The sequence below is a fragment of the Thermostichus sp. OS-CIW-32 genome, from assembly GCF_054060415.1.
The window spans coordinates 42,802-60,340 of the sequence record NZ_JBSSDD010000006.1; the positions used below are offsets into that span (position 1 = coordinate 42,802).

The window sequence follows — 17,539 nt, forward strand, 5'->3', positions numbered from 1 at the left end:
ATCAATAGGCCAACCCCAAATGGGGCGAACGCAGTAGCCAAGCTGTAACCAACACCATCCCGATGACAATCACCAGCACATAGAGTTGCATCCGCCCCGACAGGGTGTACTTGAGGGCTTCGCCGCTGAAGAAAAAGGCCAGGCTCACCCCGTTCACCAAGCCGTCCACTCCGTTGCGATCCAGCCACTCTAATCCGCGGGAGAGGGCGCTGACCGGTTGCACCACCAGGGCTTGGTAGAGGTGACCCGTGTAAAAGTCGTGGGCCAGCAGATCCTGCAACTCCGGCCAGGGCAGATATACCCTCCGTTGGTCCCCCCAGTACAGCCAGCCGCCAATGGCTGCCCCCACCAGCCCAGCAGCCGTCAGCAGAGCCGCCATCCACCTCAGCTGCGGGTTCCAGTCGGGATAGAGCCCCCAGCGCCCCAACAGCCAGGGCATGAGCAAGGTTTGCACCGTCAGGATGCCCATGGGCAGAGCCATCAACCAGCCCACCTCAGGGGCCCGGCGGGTTTTGGGTTGCGGGGATCCCAAAAAGACCAGGCCAAACACCCGCGCCAGGTTGAGAGCCGTCAGCCCATTCACCAGCAGCAGCACCCCCACCAGGGCCGGCTGCACCCCGCTGTAGACCAGCGCCAGGCGGGTCAGCGTCCAAAAGCACCCTAGGGGCAGCAGAGCCACCATCCCCAGGGATCCCACGGCAAAAGCGGCCACCGTGGCCGGCATGCGGCTGCGCAGGCCCCCCAGCTCTGTCAAATCTTGGGTAGAGGTGGTGTAGATGAGGGATCCCACCCCCATAAACAGCAGCGCCTTAGCCAAGCCGTGCATGAGCAGCAGCTCCAGGGCCAAATCCGGCTGCTGCATCCCCACTGCCATAAACACCAACCCCAAGTAGGCACTCGTGGAGTAGGAGAAGGTGCGTTTGATATCGATTTGCGCCAAGGCCACCAGGGATCCGCCCAGGGCTGTGATCGTGCCGATGGCCACCAAGACCCCATTCGTAATCGGCGACAGGGCCAGTAGCGGTTGCAGCTTAATCAGCACAAAAGCCCCGCAGGCCACCACTGCCGAATTGCGCAAAATCGAAGCCGGGTTGGGCGCTTCCATCGCCTCATCCAGCCACAGGTGCAGCGGAAACTGGGCGCATTTCCCCAAAGGCCCTGCAATCAAAGCCAACCCCATCAAAGCCGCCCAAGCCGGATCCAAGCTAGTCGTAGCCGCCCAGTCCCGCAGGTCGGAAAACGTCAAGTCCCCAGAAAAGTTGGAAATTGCCACCACCCCCATCAGCAGCAGCAGATCTCCTACCCGCTTGGTTAAAAACGCATCCCGCGCCGCCGTCACCACTAGAGGCTGGGCGTACCAAAAGCCCACCAGCAAATAGGTGGAAAGGGTGAGCATCTCCAGCAGGGCATAGCTGAAAAACAGCGAGTCGCTGAGGGCGATCCCTGTCATTCCCCCCTCGAAAAAGCCCATCAGGGCGGCAAAGCGACCCAGGCCCCAGTCCCTATCCAAATACCCCAGCGCATAGATCTGGGCCAGCAAGCTCAAACCGCTGATCCAGACGACGGCCCCCATTGTCAGGGGCGAGATCTCCAAAGACAGGGTCAAATCCAGATCGGCCACCCGAAACCAGGGGTAGTTCAGGATCTGGGGATCCCGACCCCAAACCTGCCGCAACAGCCAAAGGCCATGGGCAAAGGCGGCAAAAGTCAGAAGGATGTTGAGGTAAGCTGCCGGGCGCGGGCCACTGCCCTTGACCCACCCCGTTGCCCAGGGAATGGCCAAAGCTGTTCCCGCCCACCCATAGCAAGGGATCCACCAACTGCTCTCTAACCCCAAAAGAAGGTTCAAGGCCATCAAATACTTAAAAACGGAAAACTAAACTTAACAGCAATAAGTCGGGCCTTTTAACGACCTGCTCCCCATTTCACAATATATTTCACAATGTGTCTGGCTCACAATGTGTCTGGCTCGAACGGTTCCAAAACCGGGCCGGATGGCTTGAGCCAATCTCGAAGTTGAGCGGCAATGCGCCGGGCGGCCCCTGGGGATCCCATGCGGCGGCGTCCATGGGCCCGCAACTCAGCCGCGTAGTTGGGATCGGCGGCCAGGCGTTCCAGAATCCGGCCAACCACGGCGGGAGCCTGCTCCACTGAGGTCAGGTGGACGGCGGATCCCAAAAGACGAGTCTGTGCTTCGGCAAAGCGCGGGGTAAACTGGGGCCCTTCTCCCGGCAGGGTTACCACCGGTTTTCCCAAGCCTACACATTGCTCGGTAGCCGTTCCCGCCATGGCCAGCACCACCGTTGCTCGTTGGGCACAGGCCCCGAAGTCCCCCCAAACCAGAAGTACATCGCTGCGCTGAGATGGGATCCAAGCCTGAAGCGGGTCTCGCTCCAGGTTGGGGCTGAGGGCAGCATAGACTTGCAGCTCCTTTGGGAGCCGCTCCACCACCTGCATCATCAGAGCCCAGTTGCGATAGGCTTCCGGCGGACGGGATCCGGGCAAGAGCAGCAAGGCCGGCCGGTGGGGATCCAAAGGCAATGTCCCGCGTGGCTCTAGGCCATCCATCATCGGGTTGCCCAGGTAAAAGGCCCTTAGGCCCCGTTTTTGCAAAGCTGTAGCCGTCAGCTCATCCCGCAAAAAAGAACCCAGGCAGCGTCGGTGGGCCATCAGCCAGCGCTCCCAGGGCAGGTAATCGGAAATCGGCTGCCCAAAAGGGATCCAGGGGTGTCGGTAGGGACCCCCTTCATCCCGCCAGTAATAGTCCGACTTGGCCGTGCCCACAAAGGCGTAGGGGATCCCACTCCACCATGCCATCAGCAAGGGCACAATATCCCCCACCGCCAGCACCAGGTTCCTCTGGGCTGCTGCCCGGCGAACCAACGCCAATTGCCGCCCCGTCAGCCCCAGCAAACCGGCCCGCAAATCCCGCCACAACTGCCGCCAATCCTGATAAATAAACCCCCCCGACGGCATCACCTGGGCAATGGGCAGCAGGGGGATCCCTTGGCGTTGGTAGGCTGTCCCTTCTCCCACAATCGGCAAGGCTTGCACCGGGATCCCCAGTTGGACTAGGGCAACAGCAAGGCGACTGCCCACCTCATCTTCCCCGTGTCCATTGCTCAGACACAGCACCTGCGGTGGATTCGTTGGATTCCATTGGGTTCCCATAGCTTGCCGTAGGCGCAATCTGGGCTGAATCAAGAGGGATCCCCCAGCTCACCAGAAATCTCCTCATAGAATAGAGCCAATCCAAGAGGGGAACCGGGGAGATGATCCGAAATGAGCGACAACGAGCCGAACTGATTGCAGCGGTAGAGGCCCTTCAGCTGGAAGGCCCCTATTTTGTGGAAGAGCGCCTCACCCGCCATCGCGGCCCTTTCTTGCGGGCAGTGAAAGATGTGCCTGTAGGGGGAACTTGGTGGGAGATCCGCTACTTTCCCGCCTGCGAGCGCTACGCTTGGGCCTACCTTCCGGAAGGGGCCGGCCCACGGGCCTTCGCCTGGGGACACACGCCGCAGCAAGCCTTTCTTAACGCCTTATGGCATCACCCTCTTTCTCCTCAGGGCCAAGGACAGCCTCAGGGAAACCATTCCGATTTACAGTGAATTGACTACTCTCCACCCTACTGACTTGCTTCCGGCTAAGGGTAGGACGGGGCTTTAGGCGCATTTTTTTGGTAAAAATTAAAAAATTAAGCAACTCTCTTCCCACGTATAGGGAACATGAAACCCCAGGCCGTCGCCCGTATTCTGGATGCCAACCTCGATCGAGCTCGTGAAGGACTACGGGTATTGGAAGAATGGTTTCGTTTCGGCCTGGAAGAGGGAGAGCTCTCTGCCGAATGCAAGGCCATGCGCCAAGCCCTAGCCCGCTGGCACAGCGATCCCCTGCGTTTGGCCCGCGATACCCCCGCCGATCCAGGCACCCAGATCTCCCACCCCCAAGAGGAGCAACGGCGGGATCTCCGCCACCTCTTGCAAGCCAATTGCAGCCGTGTGCAAGAAGCCCTGCGGGTGTTAGAAGAATACGGCAAGTTGGCCGAATCCCACCACTGGGTGGCCCCTGGCCTGGCCAAGCTGGCCAAAGACATGCGCTATCGGCTCTACGTCTTGGAAAGTGAACTGCTGGGCGGATCCCTGCGGCAGCGTCTCCTGGCAGCCCATCTTTATTTGGTGACCAGCCCTGTGCCCCACTGGCTAGAGGTGGTGGAAAAATCCCTGCGGGGCGGGGTGACCCTGGTGCAATATCGCCGCAAAAACCTCCCCGACGGCGAGATGCTGCGGGATCTCAAACAGCTGCGGCAGCTGTGCGACCGCTACCAGGCGCTGATGATCGTCAACGACCGGGTGGACTTGGCTCTGGTCAGCCAGGCTGATGGGGTTCACCTGGGCCAGACGGATCTGCCGGTCGCCCAAGCTCGGCACCTCCTGGGATCCCAGCGGCTCATTGGCCTGTCCACCACCAACGCCGAAGAGCTGGCCCAAGCCCTGAACAGCGACGTGGACTACATCGGCGTCGGCCCCGTTTACCCCACCCCCACCAAAGCGGAGAAACCCCCTGCCGGCCTGGAGTACGTGCGCCTGGCTGCCGAGAAAGCCCACCTGCCCTGGTTTGCCATCGGCGGCATCGATCCCCACAACCTACCCGAGGTGCGTCGAGCTGGGGCCACCCGTGTAGCTGTGGTGCGGGCTTTGATGGAAGCTGCCGATCCCACCCAGACAGCCCGCGCCATGCTGGCCGAACTGCAAGGGATCCCTGCCCTATCCTAAAGATCAACCGTGAAGCTCAACCGTGAGCATTTTGCTGCTTATTGGCTGTTCCAATCCAAATGGTTTCTGAACAAGTGAGAGGAAGATGAAGTAAGGATGTTCTAAACTCCAGAGGCGATGACAGAAGCCGCAAGAAAAACAAATCCAGACAGCAGGGATCCTGCCCTGGTCGAGATCCCGGCGGAGCTGCAAGCAGGGCTGGTGACAGAGCTGGATTTGATGATCCGGGCCCGCTACCCCCTGGTTTACTTGGTCTCTCCAGAAGAAGAGCCTGCCGATGCCGTGCTAACCCAAGTAGCCAGACGGACAGACCCACCGCGGCAATTGTTGTTCTGGGACTTGGTGCGGGGCTGGCAAGATACAGGCGAGGATCGGGGCTCCATCATGGCAGCTCTGGGGCGGGTGTGGCGCTCTGCCCCCAACGAGGACACTCTCTTTGTGCTGCGGGATCTGCACTTTGTGTTGCGCAACGCCAGCAGCGACAAAAACGCTCCCATCATCCGGGAGCTGAAAAACCTCAGCCGCGAGCTAAAACGCACCCGCAAGATGCTGATCCTGCTCAGCCACACCCTGGAAGTGCCCAGCGACCTGGCAGAGGAGGTCACCGTCGTCGATATTCCCTTGCCCAATAGCGAAGAGATCAGCCGCCTCATCCAGCTCTACGTGGCCCCAGATAAACTCAAGCTCACCCCTCTGGCCCGCGAGCAACTGGTCAAAGCTTGTCAGGGACTGAGCCGAGAACGTATCCGCCGCGTTTTGGCCCGCGCTTTGGCCGCCAAGCAGGAGGTCAACGAAGCCGATATCGACCTGGTGCTGGAGGAGAAAAAGCAGGCCATCCGCCAAACCGGCATCCTGGAGTTTTTCACCGCCCGCGAGACCCTCAAAAGCGTGGGGGGCCTGGATAACCTCAAGGCCTGGGTGCGGGTGCGCCAGGAAGCCTTTACCGAAGAGGCGCGGCGCTATGGCCTGCCCAACCCCAAAGGCGTGCTGCTGGTCGGGATCCAGGGCACCGGCAAATCCCTCTCCGCCAAGACCATCGCCAATGAGTGGCGGCTGCCCCTGCTGAGATTGGATGCCGGGCGGCTGTTTGCCGGCATCGTCGGCGAGTCGGAAAGCCGGGTGCGGCAGATGATCCAACTGGCAGAGGCGATGGCCCCCTGCGTGCTTTGGATCGACGAGATCGACAAAGCCTTTGGCAACATCACCAGCAGTGCCGATGGAGATTCTGGTACCAGCCGCCGGGTGTTTGGCAGCCTGATTACCTGGATGCAGGAGAAGACCAGCCCCGTTTTCATTGTGGCCACCGCCAACAACGTGCCTCTGCTGCCGCCGGAGCTTTTGCGCAAGGGCCGCTTTGACGAGATTTTCTTCTTGAACCTGCCCACCCACGCTGAGCGCAAAGAGATCTTCCGGGTGCATTTGCAGCGGTTGCGCCCCAGCCGCCTGCGAGAATTTGACCTGGAAGCTTTGGCAGCCGCAGCTCAGGACTTCAGCGGGGCCGAGATCGAGCAAGCCATTGTAGATGCCATGTACAACGCCTTTGGGGGCAGTGGCAGCGGCGCCCGGCGGGACTTTACCCAAGAGGATATCCTGCAGGCCATCCGCGAAACCGTGCCTTTGGCCTCGATTGCCCGCGACCAAATCGAGAGTCTTAAGTGCTGGGCTGCTCAAGCGGGCGCGAGAACGGCCTCTCAAGATGCCCAGGTGCTGCAGGAGATGAAGCAGTGTTTTGCCTCTTCTTGAGATTCAGAATGGGTGAAATCCACCTCCCAGCCCAAATAAGGCGGCTAGTATGCCAATACCCACAGCAACTCCAGCCGCTATCTTCAAGTTTTCTTCTAGGCTTTTAGCATCTGCCTTTTCCTTCATTGCAGTTAGCAAAAATAGCTGATCCTCCCCACTCAGCCCACTTATAAAATCCGGGGATATAGATTCGATAGGGACGGTTTTAAAATGATCGATCCTGCTTCTACAGTAGAGCTGAAGCTGGGAAAGCTCCGAGTCTCTGTCTTTCTCCATCTGGGCTATTGCTGATGTTGCCTCTCCTTGGAGCTTTTTAGCCCTTTCTACTTGATCCTTACTGTATTTGGAGTCAAGGACTGCTGACCAGCCAGCAAGAAATGAAAAGAGAATAAGTATGACACCAACAAGCTCCCAGCCAATCGAGAGAGCCAAAACACCGAGCAAGAGAAAGGTTAAACAAGATTGTATGTTGTCGTCCTTCGTAATAAATCTGTAGTCAATTCTGGCATCTTCCTCCCTTACTCCAATAGCGATTAAGTTCTTCTTGAGTTCAGACTTAACTTGCTCTATTTTCTGGTTATAGTTAGCCTCGATATTTTTCTTGCGACGTTCTATCTCTTCTGCAGCTTCCTTTATCTTGTCGAAGTCAAAGGGCCAAGGTTTGCCATCTTGTGTGCTGTAACCGCGTTCTGCTTTTAAGTCTTGGTCATACCCGCTCCCTTTTGTGGGCGAAGCCTGGGAAAGTCTTTGGGAGTCATAGGCTTTTCGCTTCACAGGATCACTCAGGACCGAGTATGCTTCCTGAATAGACTTAAACTTTTCCTCAATGTACTGCCGCCCCTTAACAGGTGTATCTGGGTGAAGTTTATCGGGATGGTATTCTTTGGCAAGCCGCCTGTAGCTCTCTTTAATTTCTTCTAGAGTTGCATTGGGCTGTAATTCCAGCTCGCGGTAAAGGTCTTTCATGGGAGGATCTGGCGCAGGGGGCCTTGTGCCAGCTACTTTGATGCGGGGATCCTATTCCCTGAGGGGAAGCCTTGCAAAGTGCTAATCGATACCTGGCCTCTTTTTTAAGCCTATTTTAGGGATCGGACAGCTCCAGCCAAGCAGCCCTTGGCTCCTCCCTCAGTAGATGCTTTTTCAAGGCCCAACGTCCAGAAAGGCGGGGTTATGAGCAAGCTGCTGCGGCTTGCCGCGCCAAGACCCACTCCACCAGGGTGCGCACCCCATAACCGGTGGCCCCTTTGTTGTTGTAGCCTGCATCCTTCTCTGTCCAAACGGGGCCTGCTATATCCAGGTGGGCCCAAGGGGTTTTCTCCACAAACTGCTTCAGGAACAGGGCAGCGGTGATGGATCCCCCTGAGCGGGGACCAGTGTTTTTCATGTCGGCCACAATGGAGCTGAGACCCTCGAAGTAGCCTTCTTCCAGCGGCAGGCGCCAGATTTTTTCGCCGGAAAGATTGGCAGCCTGCTGTAGCTCCTGGGCCAGCGTCTCATCTGGGGTGAACAAGCCGGCAATTTCTTCCCCCAGAGCAATCACACAAGCACCGGTCAGGGTAGCCAGATCGAGGATGGCATCAACGCCCAGCTTTTCCGCAAACACCAGGGCATCCGCCAAGGTGAGGCGGCCTTCTGCATCGGTGTTGTTGACCTCAATGGTCTTCTGGTTAGAAGCGGTGAGGATATCCCCTGGGTGGATGGCATGGCCGCTGATCATGTTTTCCGTGGCAGCGACGATGAAGTGCAGCTCCACTTGCGGCTTGAGGGCGGCTAGGGCCCGTGCAGCTCCCAAAACTGCCGCTGCTCCCCCCATGTCGGTTTTCATCATGGCGATGCTGCGGGAGTCGGTTTTGATGTTCAGCCCACCGGAATCAAAGGTCAGCCCCTTGCCCACCAGGGCCAATTTGGTAACAGGATCCCCTTGTGGCGGCTTGTAGGTGAGGTGGATAAACTGGGGCGGCAGGTCAGAGGCTTTGGCCACACCCAAAAAAGCCCCCATCCCCAGAGCCTCGCATTCTTCCTGTCCCAAAATCTCCACCTCTAGACCATATTCCTGGGCCAGTTGGCGGGCGGTATCGGCCAGGGCGAGAGGAGTCACAATGTTGGCGGGGGCAGCCACCAATTCCCGAGCCAAGATGGTTCCTGCGGCCATCTCAATGGCCCGCTGCAGCGCGACTTCGTAATCGGGGCGAGCCTGGGCCAACCCCGGCACCAAGAGAGTTACTTCCTGCACAGAAAAGCTGTTTTCCTCTTCCCCTTTGGCTGAGGATTTGAACCGATTGTCCCGGTGCGCCACCAGTAGGCAGGCTTCGGCCACCGCCTGAACCCCACGCACCCGATCCAACCCCGTCTCCGGCAAAGACAGCATCACCTGCTTGGCTTTTAGGCTGTGAGCCTGGCGCAGGCCGTTGGCTGTGGCCCGTCGTATGGCTTCTAGCGTTAGGGCGGCGGGATCCCCTAGCCCCACCAACACCAGTTTGCGGATCTCTCCTGTCAGGCGCAGGGCAACACTGCTATTCGGCTTCCCCTGAAACCCCTGCTCCTGAACGGTTTCCGCCACCAGCCCTGACCACGCCTTTTCATCCCAAGAGGCGATCTCAGGGGGCAGAGGAAAGCGGCCATTCCCGCCGGAAGCGGCAAAGCAATAGACCAGGGCACATTCCCCTTGAGTGAGTGGCGGCTCGCTAAGATGAAGCTGCATGAGAAACCCTTGACCAAGCTGTTGACATGGGATCCCCAGTCTATCCAATTTCGCCGGCTCTTAGGGCAAGGGATCCCCCCTCTAGTGGGCGGGCCGGAAGATCCCGAAGCAGGAAGTGTAGCCGTGTAAAAAGGTGGATCCCCCAACGGGGCCGATCTCACCATTGCAAAAGAACCCCCCCAAGGGCAGCTCTCCAAGCAATTCCCGAAACCGTTGCGAGTCAAAATCGGGAGTGCCGTACAGGCCCTTGCCTCGCCCCAAACAGGAGAACATCAACGCCCCACAAGGCTCCGGCCTCGGTTGAGAGGGGCTTTGCCTCAAGTTGCGCTCGGCACAATAGCGGCTGAGGGCCCAACGCAGATCTTCTGCCGAAGTCTGGGCATCCCGCAGATGAAATTGCACCGTCTGGCCAGGGCGCACCTGATCCCCGATGGCCAGCGCCCCCACGCGCGGATCAACGCCCAAGATTACGCGAATGAGGAAATCTCCCGGCGTCGGCTCCGACTTGAACTCATCCATCAGCAGGCCGATGAAGAGAGAGTGGCGGGCCAATCGCTGATCCACGGGACTGAGCCGCTCTGCCAAGTCCTGCAAAACCGCTAGAGGAGGGCGACCCTCCAAGCCAAGAATCACATTCCCCTCTGCTTCCGTCACCCGCAAGGGATCCCCAATGGGGCGACACCCCTGGGCCACCACTGCATCCAGCACCACATTGCCGTAGAGCGCTAGCCCCACTGTGCCCTCTCGATACAGCTCCCGCCGAGGTGTGAGGGTACGCGCATCCAGCAAAAACAGAGCATTGCCCCGAGGGCCGCGGCCCCCACTGGCCAATCCCCCCACTTTGACTGATCCCGGATAGGCGAAATCCAACCCCTGCAGCAGCTCTGAGATGCCAGAGGAAAATCCATCGGCCAAGAGCAGAAAATGAGGCTTGCTCTGCGGCGAAACCCCAACACAATCGACCCAGGCAGAAGGAGCCGCATCCAAGTCTGGCAATTGGTTCCCCCGCAGATGAAAAGGATGCAGCACCACCTCCGGCATGACCGCCAAAGACAAGGAGAGAGCCGGGCCATCCTCAATTTCATGCCCGCCACCCACAATGCCACCCCCGGAGCAGCCGATCAAAACGTCCACCTCCAGCAGCCCCGACAGCAATGGCAACACCCGGATGTATTCGCTGGCAAAGGCCGCCGACACAAACAAAACCCCCAGGTTGGGCCGCAGAGGCTGAGAGGGAACATACCCTGTCAGCAGCCCCGGCAAGCTGCCGGATCCCACCGTCTGCACCTGCCGACTCAAGGCACTTTTCAGCTGGGCCGCCTGAAGCTTGGCCTTGGCTTCCTCCACCACCTGCCGCAGAGCCGCTTCTAGGGAAGGGAGCTGGGAGAGCGCGTTCACCCACTGCATCGGCGTGTTCCTACGGTCTGGAGTTTGCTGTTTTTAGGCTAGCAATTTATGGCCAGGCTGGCTGTTCTGTGTAGTCTCGCTTTGGGACAGGATCAGGGCAGATAGGGCCGGGGATCCACAGGCGCGCCCCCGCCGGGGCGGACTTCAAAGTGCAGATGCGGCCCTGTGCTCCAGCCAGTGCTGCCGCGGCTCATGATTGTCTGCCCCTGCTGCACGTACTGGCCTGTGGAAACGTAAATCTGATGGCCGTGGGCATAGCGAGTAACAATTCCGTTGGGATGGCGAATGTCCACTCGATTGCCGTAGCCATCCCCAGCATTCCCCGCGAAGATCACCACTCCCTCCTGAACGGCTACAATAGGGGATCCCACGGGGCCAGGAATATCTACCCCTGCATGAAGGCGACCGCGACGGTAGCCAAAGCCAGAGGTGATTTGCCCGGAGACCGGCCAGATAAACCCACTGCTGCGGGCCTGAGGAGGAGCTGGAGGAGGCGCTGGCGGCGCTGGCCGAGCTTGTGGCTGGCTCTGAGCTCGTCGGGCAGGAGCAGGGGTGGGCTGCGTACCCGGCGCCGGAATCGTAAGGCGTTGGCCAATGCGCAGCCAGTGGGGATTGCGCAAGTTGTTGGCTTGAATAATGGATCGCTGAGTTACCCCATAGCGGGCGGCGATCCGTTCGATGGTGTCACCGGCTCCAACTGTGTGGGTCAGGGATCCACCGGCCAAGAGGGCCTGCCGTTCTTGTTCCATTTGCTGGGCCCGGCGTTGCTGCTCCGCCTGTAATCGAGCTTGGGCTTCGGCTTGGCGTTGGGCTTCCTCCTCTTGCTGGCGGCGCTCTTCCTCTTCGCGAGCTTTCTGGGCAGCGATCATCTCCTTCTGACGCTGGATCAACTCGCCCACATCGCCGGGGATGAGCAGGCGTTGGCCAATGCGCAGATATTCCGGGCGATCCAGAGGAGTCGCTTCGATAATCCGCTGCTGGGGAACTCGGTAGCGGTTGGCAATGTCCTCCAGTGTGTCTCCCTGCTTGACGGTGTAGATCAATCCCGGCTGGCTGGGGATGAGGAGAACTTGCCCCGGCTTCAGCTCAGTACTGGCCTGAATACCATTGGAGACGGTGATGGCAGCCGCGTCGAGCTGATACATCTGGGTCAGTTGCCAGAGGGTTTCCCCCGGCTGAATTTCATGCTCCAGAATGCCTCTGGGCCCTTCTCCTGTCGGGATTCGCCCTTCTGCGAAGGCTTGGCGCAGCTGCTCCTTTTTCCGCTCGTAGTTTTGCTGCAGAGCGCCAGATAGCGTATGCACAGAGGGTGGGATCGGCTCTACCGCCGGAGACAGGGGGCGATTCAACTGTCGCTGCTGTAGGGTAGCGACTCCGGCCAAGCCCAGCATCAGCAAAAGACCAGTGGCCCAAGCCGGATATCCCCGACGCGCAGGAGCAGAATCCCCCGGCTCTGGATGGGCTGTCTCAGGCTCGGTTGGGCACTTGGGGGTGGCCGGCAGCTGCTCTTCCCCAGCTTCTGCGCAGGGATCCGCCTCCAGCTTCAGAAGCCATACCAGGCCCGTTAAGCTGAGAGAGAGGGCCAAACCAACCCATCTTGGCTTCGACCGCCCAGAGAGAGGGGCTGGAGCCCACTCCAGAAGATAGGCTTCCTCGGCAGATGAATCCGCAGAAGTCCAGGACTGTTCTGAAGGGATCCCTGCCGAGCCCTTTGGGGGTGGGGGGGAAAGGGTGCTCACGGCAGCACCGCGGAAATCCAGCTCCCCGTTTTGGGGATTGGGGAAAGTGGGTTTTAAAGGCATCCTCACACCAACAGGCTGACACTAGAGTGCAAGAGAAGAAGATGTCAAAATGAGGGGCACAAGCCCCTTGGCACCGAGCACCCCTGGGGTGACTCAAGCCGGAGTGGAGTTCGCTAATGAACAGGCTGACTCGCACTCAGGTTAGAGTACCGTAGTTAACAAATCTAGACAAGTCTTGGCAGGTAATTTCAGCCACAATGCTTGCCTCACAATGGTTCCAGCCCTTGGCTCGTTGAGATTTTGTCGAGCCTCATCCGATTCAAGACAAAGTGCGCCATCGTCTTTTTTTGGAAGACAAAGCCTGTTTTGCTGTAGCTGAAACTACAAACTAGGGATACCCATGGATTTGGTTGTCTATAACACATTGACTCGCCGCAAGGAAGTGTTTCAGCCGCTGGCAGCAGGTGGATCTCAATCCGTTTCCGTCGGCAATTCCCAGGGATCTGCAGCTCCAGTTGCGGAGGAGAAGCCCCTGGTGCGGATGTATGTCTGTGGTGTAACGGTTTACGACCTCTGCCACCTCGGCCATGCGCGTACCTACGTGGTTTGGGACATGGTGCGTCGCTACTTGGAGTGGCGCGGCTACCGAGTGAAGTATGTGCAGAACTTTACCGATGTGGACGACAAGATCCTCAAGCGGGCGTTGGAACGTGGCGAATCGATGCAGGCGGTGGCGGAGCGCTTCATCGCCGAGTATTTCCGAGATATGGATTGCCTGAACATCAAGCGGGCCGATCTCTACCCGAGGGCAACCCAATCGCTGCAAGCCATGTTCCAGTTGATCCAATCTTTGGAGCTCAAAGGCTTTGCCTACCGGGTACGGGATCCGATTCGACACCAGACCGACCCGTCTTCCCTCCTGCAAGCGGGACACCAGCCAGAGACCCCCGCCTCTGTTCAGTACTCTGTTTACTACTCTGTCCGCAAATTCCCGGATTACGGCCAGCTATCCGGTCGAAAACTGGAGGAGATGGAGGCGGGAGCCAGTGGCCGGGTAGGAGAAGAAGGAGCCGACAAACAGGATCCCTTCGACTTTGCCCTTTGGAAAGCGGCCCCCCCTTCTGAGCCGGGGTTTGCCTCCCCTTGGGGTTGGGGGCGACCGGGCTGGCACATCGAATGTTCCGCCATGGTGCGAGAGACCCTAGGAGATCACATCGACATTCACGCCGGCGGGGCAGATTTGATTTTCCCCCACCACGAAAATGAGCTGGCCCAATCGGAGCCAATCACCGGCAAGCCGATGGCCAAATACTGGATGCACAACGGTTTTCTCAACATCAACGGCGAGAAAATGTCCAAATCTTTGGGCAACTTCACCACCCTGCGACAGGCCCTCGCCGTCTATCACCCCATGGCCTTGCGGCTGTTCCTGTTGCAGACCCACTACCGCAGCCCGATTGACCTCACCGAGGCAGCCATGCAGGCAGCCAGCCGTGGCTGGGAAACCCTCCAGAAAGGGATCCACTGTGCCCAGCACTTCTGCAAAGAAGAAAAGGGATCCCCTGATGCTGAGGCCATGCAAGCCTTTCAAGCTGCTATGGACAATGATTTTGGCACCCCTGAAGCGCTGGCTATCGCCTTTGAATTGGCCAAAGAACTCACCCGCGAACACAACCTGTTCACCCATCAAGGCCAAACCCATCTGGAGCCCCAGGCCCTCAAACAAAAAAGCGCTGCCTTGCTGGAGATTTTGGCTACTTTGGGATTCTGTTGGCCCTCATTCTCTGAATTCGAGGGATCCAAAGAAGCAGCTACAAATGGGGAACTTAACTTTAAAAAAATCGAGGAGCTGATCGCGCAGCGCTCGGCAGCCCGCAAGGCCAAAAACTTTGCCGAAGCCGATCGCATTCGGGATCAGTTGAAAGCCCTGGGCATCACCCTCATCGATCAAAAAGATGGCACCACCCGTTGGCTGCGAGAATAGGGGTTGAGGAGCATTCCTCGGGCTCATTCAAAATGGATATGGCTGTAACCTAGGGGCTCAGAGGGGCAAAGTACTTCTCCCTTCGTTTGGGTTGCTGGAAAAGTTCGGCTAGAGTCAGATCAGTGACTGTGTCAACGTCTCGGCGGATCTCAATGCTTTCTCCAGCTACCGCGCAAACTGATCTGAGTCCCATCGATCTGGATCGCCTGCTCACCCCTGAGATTCAGCGGCCGGCCCGCTACTTGGGCAAAGAGTTTGGCGCCGTCCACCGTCCTTGGGATTCGGCACGGGTGCGTTGGGTGCTGAGCTATCCAGAGTTGTACGAGGTGGGAGCTTCCAACCTAGGCCACCTCATCCTTTACAACATCCTCAACGCCCAGCCGGATCAACTGTGTGACCGCACCTACTTGCCAGGCCCGGATCTGGCGGCCCGCCTGCGGCAGTTGGGGATCCCGCTGTTTGCCGTGGAATCCCGCCGTCCTCTGCGCGCCTTTCACATCATCGGCTTCAGCCTGGCTTACGAGCTGGGGGGCACCAACATCCTGGAGATGCTGGACCTAGCCGGGATCCCGCTCAAGTGGTGGGAGCGGCAGCCCTTTACCCCGGAAGAGTGCCCTCTGATCTTTGCCGGCGGGCCAACCGCCACCTCCAACCCAGAGCCTTTTGCCGACTTTTTCGATTTCTTCGTCTTCGGAGATGGGGAAGAGGTGCTGCCGGAAATTGGCCAAGTGCTGGCCGGATCCCTGTCCAAGCCCCGCCGAGAGGTCTTGCTGGAGCTGGCCCAGGTGCCGGGGGTGTACGTGCCCCAGTTTTACGAGGGGATCCCACCGCGGCCCATCGTGCCTGGGGTGCCGGAGCGCATCCGCCGTCGGGTGGCCCTGCCTCAACCCCAATACTCCGTCGGCCTGGTGCCTTTGGTGGAAACCGTCCACGACCGCCTGGTGATGGAAGTGCGGCGGGGCTGCACACGGGGCTGCCGATTTTGCCAGCCGGGAATGCTTACCCGCCCAGCGCGGGATGTGGATCCGGAAGCAGTGGTGGAGGCTGTGGTGCAGGGCTTGCGGAGAACAGGTTACAACGAATTTTCCCTCTCTTCTCTCAGTTGCTCCGACTACCTTTCCCTGCCGGCGGTGGGAGCGGAGCTGCACAACCGTCTCCTCAGAGAACACATTGCCCTTTCCCTGCCCAGCCAGCGGGTGGATCGTTTTGATGGGCAAATTGCCGCCATCATGAAGGGATCCCGCCGCTCCGGCCTCACCTTTGCCCCCGAAGCTGGCACGCAACGGCTGCGGGACATCATCAACAAGGGCCTCACCGATGCCGACTTGATTCGCGGCATTCGCACCGCCGTCCAAGAGGGCTGGGACAAAATCAAGCTCTATTTCATGATTGGCCTGCCCGGCGAGACCGACGCCGATGTCCTGGGGATCGCCCGCACCGTCGAGATGCTGCAGCGAGAATGTGCAGCCCTGGGTCGCAAGCGGGTGGAGTTTACCCTCACCCTCTCCAACTTCACCCCCAAGCCCCACACCCCCTTCCAGTGGCACCGGGTGGACTACGCCGACGTGCAGCGCAAGCAAACCCTGCTGCAGAAAGAGCTGCGGCGGCTGCGGGGCGTCAAAGCCCACTTCACCGACATCCGCTTCAGCATCCTGGAAGACTTTATCGGCAAAGGGGATCGTTCCCTAGGCCGCATGATCGAGCGGGCTTGGCGGGCCGGTGCCGGCATGGATGCCTGGTGGGAAAACATCGACACCGCCTATGCTGCCTGGGTGAGGGCCTACTGCGGCGAAGAGGTGGATCCTGCCGCCGATCCGGTCGCCCTCTGCGCCCATCTCCCCATCCGGGAATTGGGCCTGGAGGATCCCTTGCCCTGGGATCACATCGATACCGGCATCGACAAAAAATGGCTGCAAAAAGACTACCGCCGCGCCCTGGAAGCCCTCACCGTGGAAGACTGCTCCTTCGAGGGCTGCTCCGCCTGCGGCATCTGCGGCCCCGGCTTCGGCCACAACATCGTCATTCCCCCTCCGCCCGTCCCGCCCCTGCAGAGCAAACCCACCCCCACCCCGGATCCCCTGGAGCCGGAGCCACCTGCCCAGCGTTTCCGCATCACCTACGGCAAAACCGGGGATCTGCGCTGGCTGGGCCACTTGGATCTCATGCGCCTGTGGGAACGGGCCTGTCGGCGAGCGGGGTTACCTCTGGCCTTCAGCGGCGGCTACCACCCCATGCCCCGCCTGGCCAACGCCAACGCTCTGCCCATCGGCCAGGAAGGCTATGGCGAAATCCTGGATCTGGAGCTGCTGGATCGGCCTGAAGGTCCTCTGACGCCTGAGAAACTGCGCGCCCTTCTGAGCGAACAGCTGCCCCCGGAGATCCCCATCCAAGCCGTCCAAGAAATTAGCCTTCGGGATCCCTCTGCCACCGAAGCCGTTTACGCCGCCGAATATCAGCTCACGGTGAGCTGCGAGTTGCCCAAAGCCGTTCACGGCAGCGGGACGGAGTCCTCTTGGCCTGCCTGGGTCACCCAGATCCTAGACGCGCAGGAAATCTGGATTGAAAAAACCTCCAAGTCTGGCAAGTCCTCTCCCTTCAATGCCCGCGCCCTGCTTTACTACCTAGAGTTTCAGGGCCTGACCCCCGAGGGCAGCGCTTGCCTCCTTTACCGGGGCAGTTGCCGCAACGACGGTGCCTACCTGCGGCCCACCCATCTGGTTCAAATGGCCGAGTCATTGGGGTTGCCCCGCTGGACATTGCAGACGGCAAAGCGGCTGCGTCTGTTGTGGGAGAACCCCCTAGCCGATCCAGATTGAGCACTTCCTCTGGGAGCAACCCAAGGGCTAAGGGTCTGTCTGGGCTGAGGGATCCCACAAGCGCTATAATGCTGCTATTGCTGGCTCCTGCCGCTGTGGGGCTCGCCAGGCATCAACTTGACCAAAGGCGGGGTGAGCAGCAGGCAAAAGCTGGGCCGGATTTTGGAATGGAGACACTCTTAACTCAGTACCCAGGGCAGGTAACAGGCGTGATGGGGTCGAGTCGATAGGCGCAACAGAAAAGTGTGCCTCTTCGACCTAGCCCAGATCTAACCAGAAAATTTTACCCTGAGAAGGTGCTTCTTTCCGCGCGCAAACCCTGTCTTGTTGTGGACTATCGCTACGCGACGCTTTCGCGAACAGGCTGGGCCGCA

11 protein-coding genes are annotated in these 17,539 nt (G+C 59.4%); 5 read left to right on the top strand and 6 right to left on the bottom strand.

Annotation, left to right across the window (positions count from 1 at the left end; all coding sequences use genetic code 11):
- Position 1 precedes the first annotated feature (1 nt).
- Positions 2-1,855 carry an NAD(P)H-quinone oxidoreductase subunit F gene (locus ACVWY8_RS08685; RefSeq protein WP_457397005.1) on the bottom strand — a complete coding sequence of 618 codons (1,854 nt, stop codon included), beginning with the start codon at positions 1,853-1,855 and terminating at the stop codon, positions 2-4.
- A gap of 98 nt (positions 1,856-1,953) precedes the next feature.
- Positions 1,954-3,171 carry a lipid-A-disaccharide synthase-related protein gene (locus tag ACVWY8_RS08690; RefSeq protein WP_457394022.1) on the bottom strand — a complete coding sequence of 406 codons (1,218 nt, stop codon included), beginning with the start codon at positions 3,169-3,171 and terminating at the stop codon, positions 1,954-1,956.
- A gap of 101 nt (positions 3,172-3,272) precedes the next feature.
- Between ACVWY8_RS08690 and ACVWY8_RS08695 the strand changes: the two genes are divergently transcribed.
- The 3 genes from ACVWY8_RS08695 (at position 3,273) to ACVWY8_RS08705 (ending at position 6,515) form a co-directional block, all read left to right on the top strand.
- The gene (locus ACVWY8_RS08695; RefSeq protein WP_457394019.1) at positions 3,273-3,608 is read left to right on the top strand and encodes a hypothetical protein; all 336 of its coding nucleotides are present in this window, start codon (positions 3,273-3,275) and stop codon (positions 3,606-3,608) included.
- Positions 3,609-3,725: 117 nt separating this feature from the next.
- Positions 3,726-4,772 (top strand): thiamine phosphate synthase, encoded by a 1,047-nt coding sequence (locus ACVWY8_RS08700; RefSeq protein ID WP_457394017.1) that lies wholly within the window; start codon positions 3,726-3,728, stop codon positions 4,770-4,772.
- A gap of 219 nt (positions 4,773-4,991) precedes the next feature.
- Entirely contained in the window at positions 4,992-6,515 is a 1,524-nt protein-coding gene (locus tag ACVWY8_RS08705; protein WP_414350722.1) for an AAA family ATPase, read from the top strand.
- Positions 6,516-6,518: 3 nt separating this feature from the next.
- Here the strand turns inward: ACVWY8_RS08705 and ACVWY8_RS08710 are convergent, their stop codons facing one another.
- The 4 genes from ACVWY8_RS08710 to ACVWY8_RS08725 all read right to left on the bottom strand — a co-directional run bounded on the left by ACVWY8_RS08710 (position 6,519) and on the right by ACVWY8_RS08725 (position 12,425).
- Positions 6,519-7,481: a J domain-containing protein gene (locus ACVWY8_RS08710; RefSeq protein WP_457394014.1), complete on the bottom strand. Its 963-nt coding sequence runs from the start codon at positions 7,479-7,481 to the stop codon at positions 6,519-6,521.
- A gap of 202 nt (positions 7,482-7,683) precedes the next feature.
- Positions 7,684-9,216, bottom strand: a complete 1,533-nt coding sequence (locus ACVWY8_RS08715; protein ID WP_457394011.1) for a leucyl aminopeptidase — start codon at positions 9,214-9,216, stop codon at positions 7,684-7,686.
- An 81-nt stretch (positions 9,217-9,297) separates the two neighbouring features.
- A complete protein-coding gene (locus tag ACVWY8_RS08720) occupies positions 9,298-10,623 on the bottom strand; it encodes an FIST signal transduction protein (protein ID WP_011433416.1) in 1,326 nt (441 codons plus the stop codon).
- Positions 10,624-10,715: 92 nt separating this feature from the next.
- The gene (locus tag ACVWY8_RS08725; RefSeq protein WP_457394008.1) at positions 10,716-12,425 is read right to left on the bottom strand and encodes a LysM peptidoglycan-binding domain-containing protein; all 1,710 of its coding nucleotides are present in this window, start codon (positions 12,423-12,425) and stop codon (positions 10,716-10,718) included.
- Positions 12,426-12,765: 340 nt separating this feature from the next.
- On the opposite strand from ACVWY8_RS08725, the gene cysS reads away from it, so the two are divergent.
- Both cysS and ACVWY8_RS08735 read left to right on the top strand, forming a co-directional pair.
- Positions 12,766-14,349 carry a cysteine--tRNA ligase gene (gene cysS, locus ACVWY8_RS08730; RefSeq protein ID WP_457394005.1) on the top strand — a complete coding sequence of 528 codons (1,584 nt, stop codon included), beginning with the start codon at positions 12,766-12,768 and terminating at the stop codon, positions 14,347-14,349.
- A 152-nt stretch (positions 14,350-14,501) separates the two neighbouring features.
- Entirely contained in the window at positions 14,502-17,165 is a 2,664-nt protein-coding gene (locus ACVWY8_RS08735; protein WP_457394003.1) for a TIGR03960 family B12-binding radical SAM protein, read from the top strand.
- Positions 17,166-17,539: the final 374 nt, after the last annotated feature.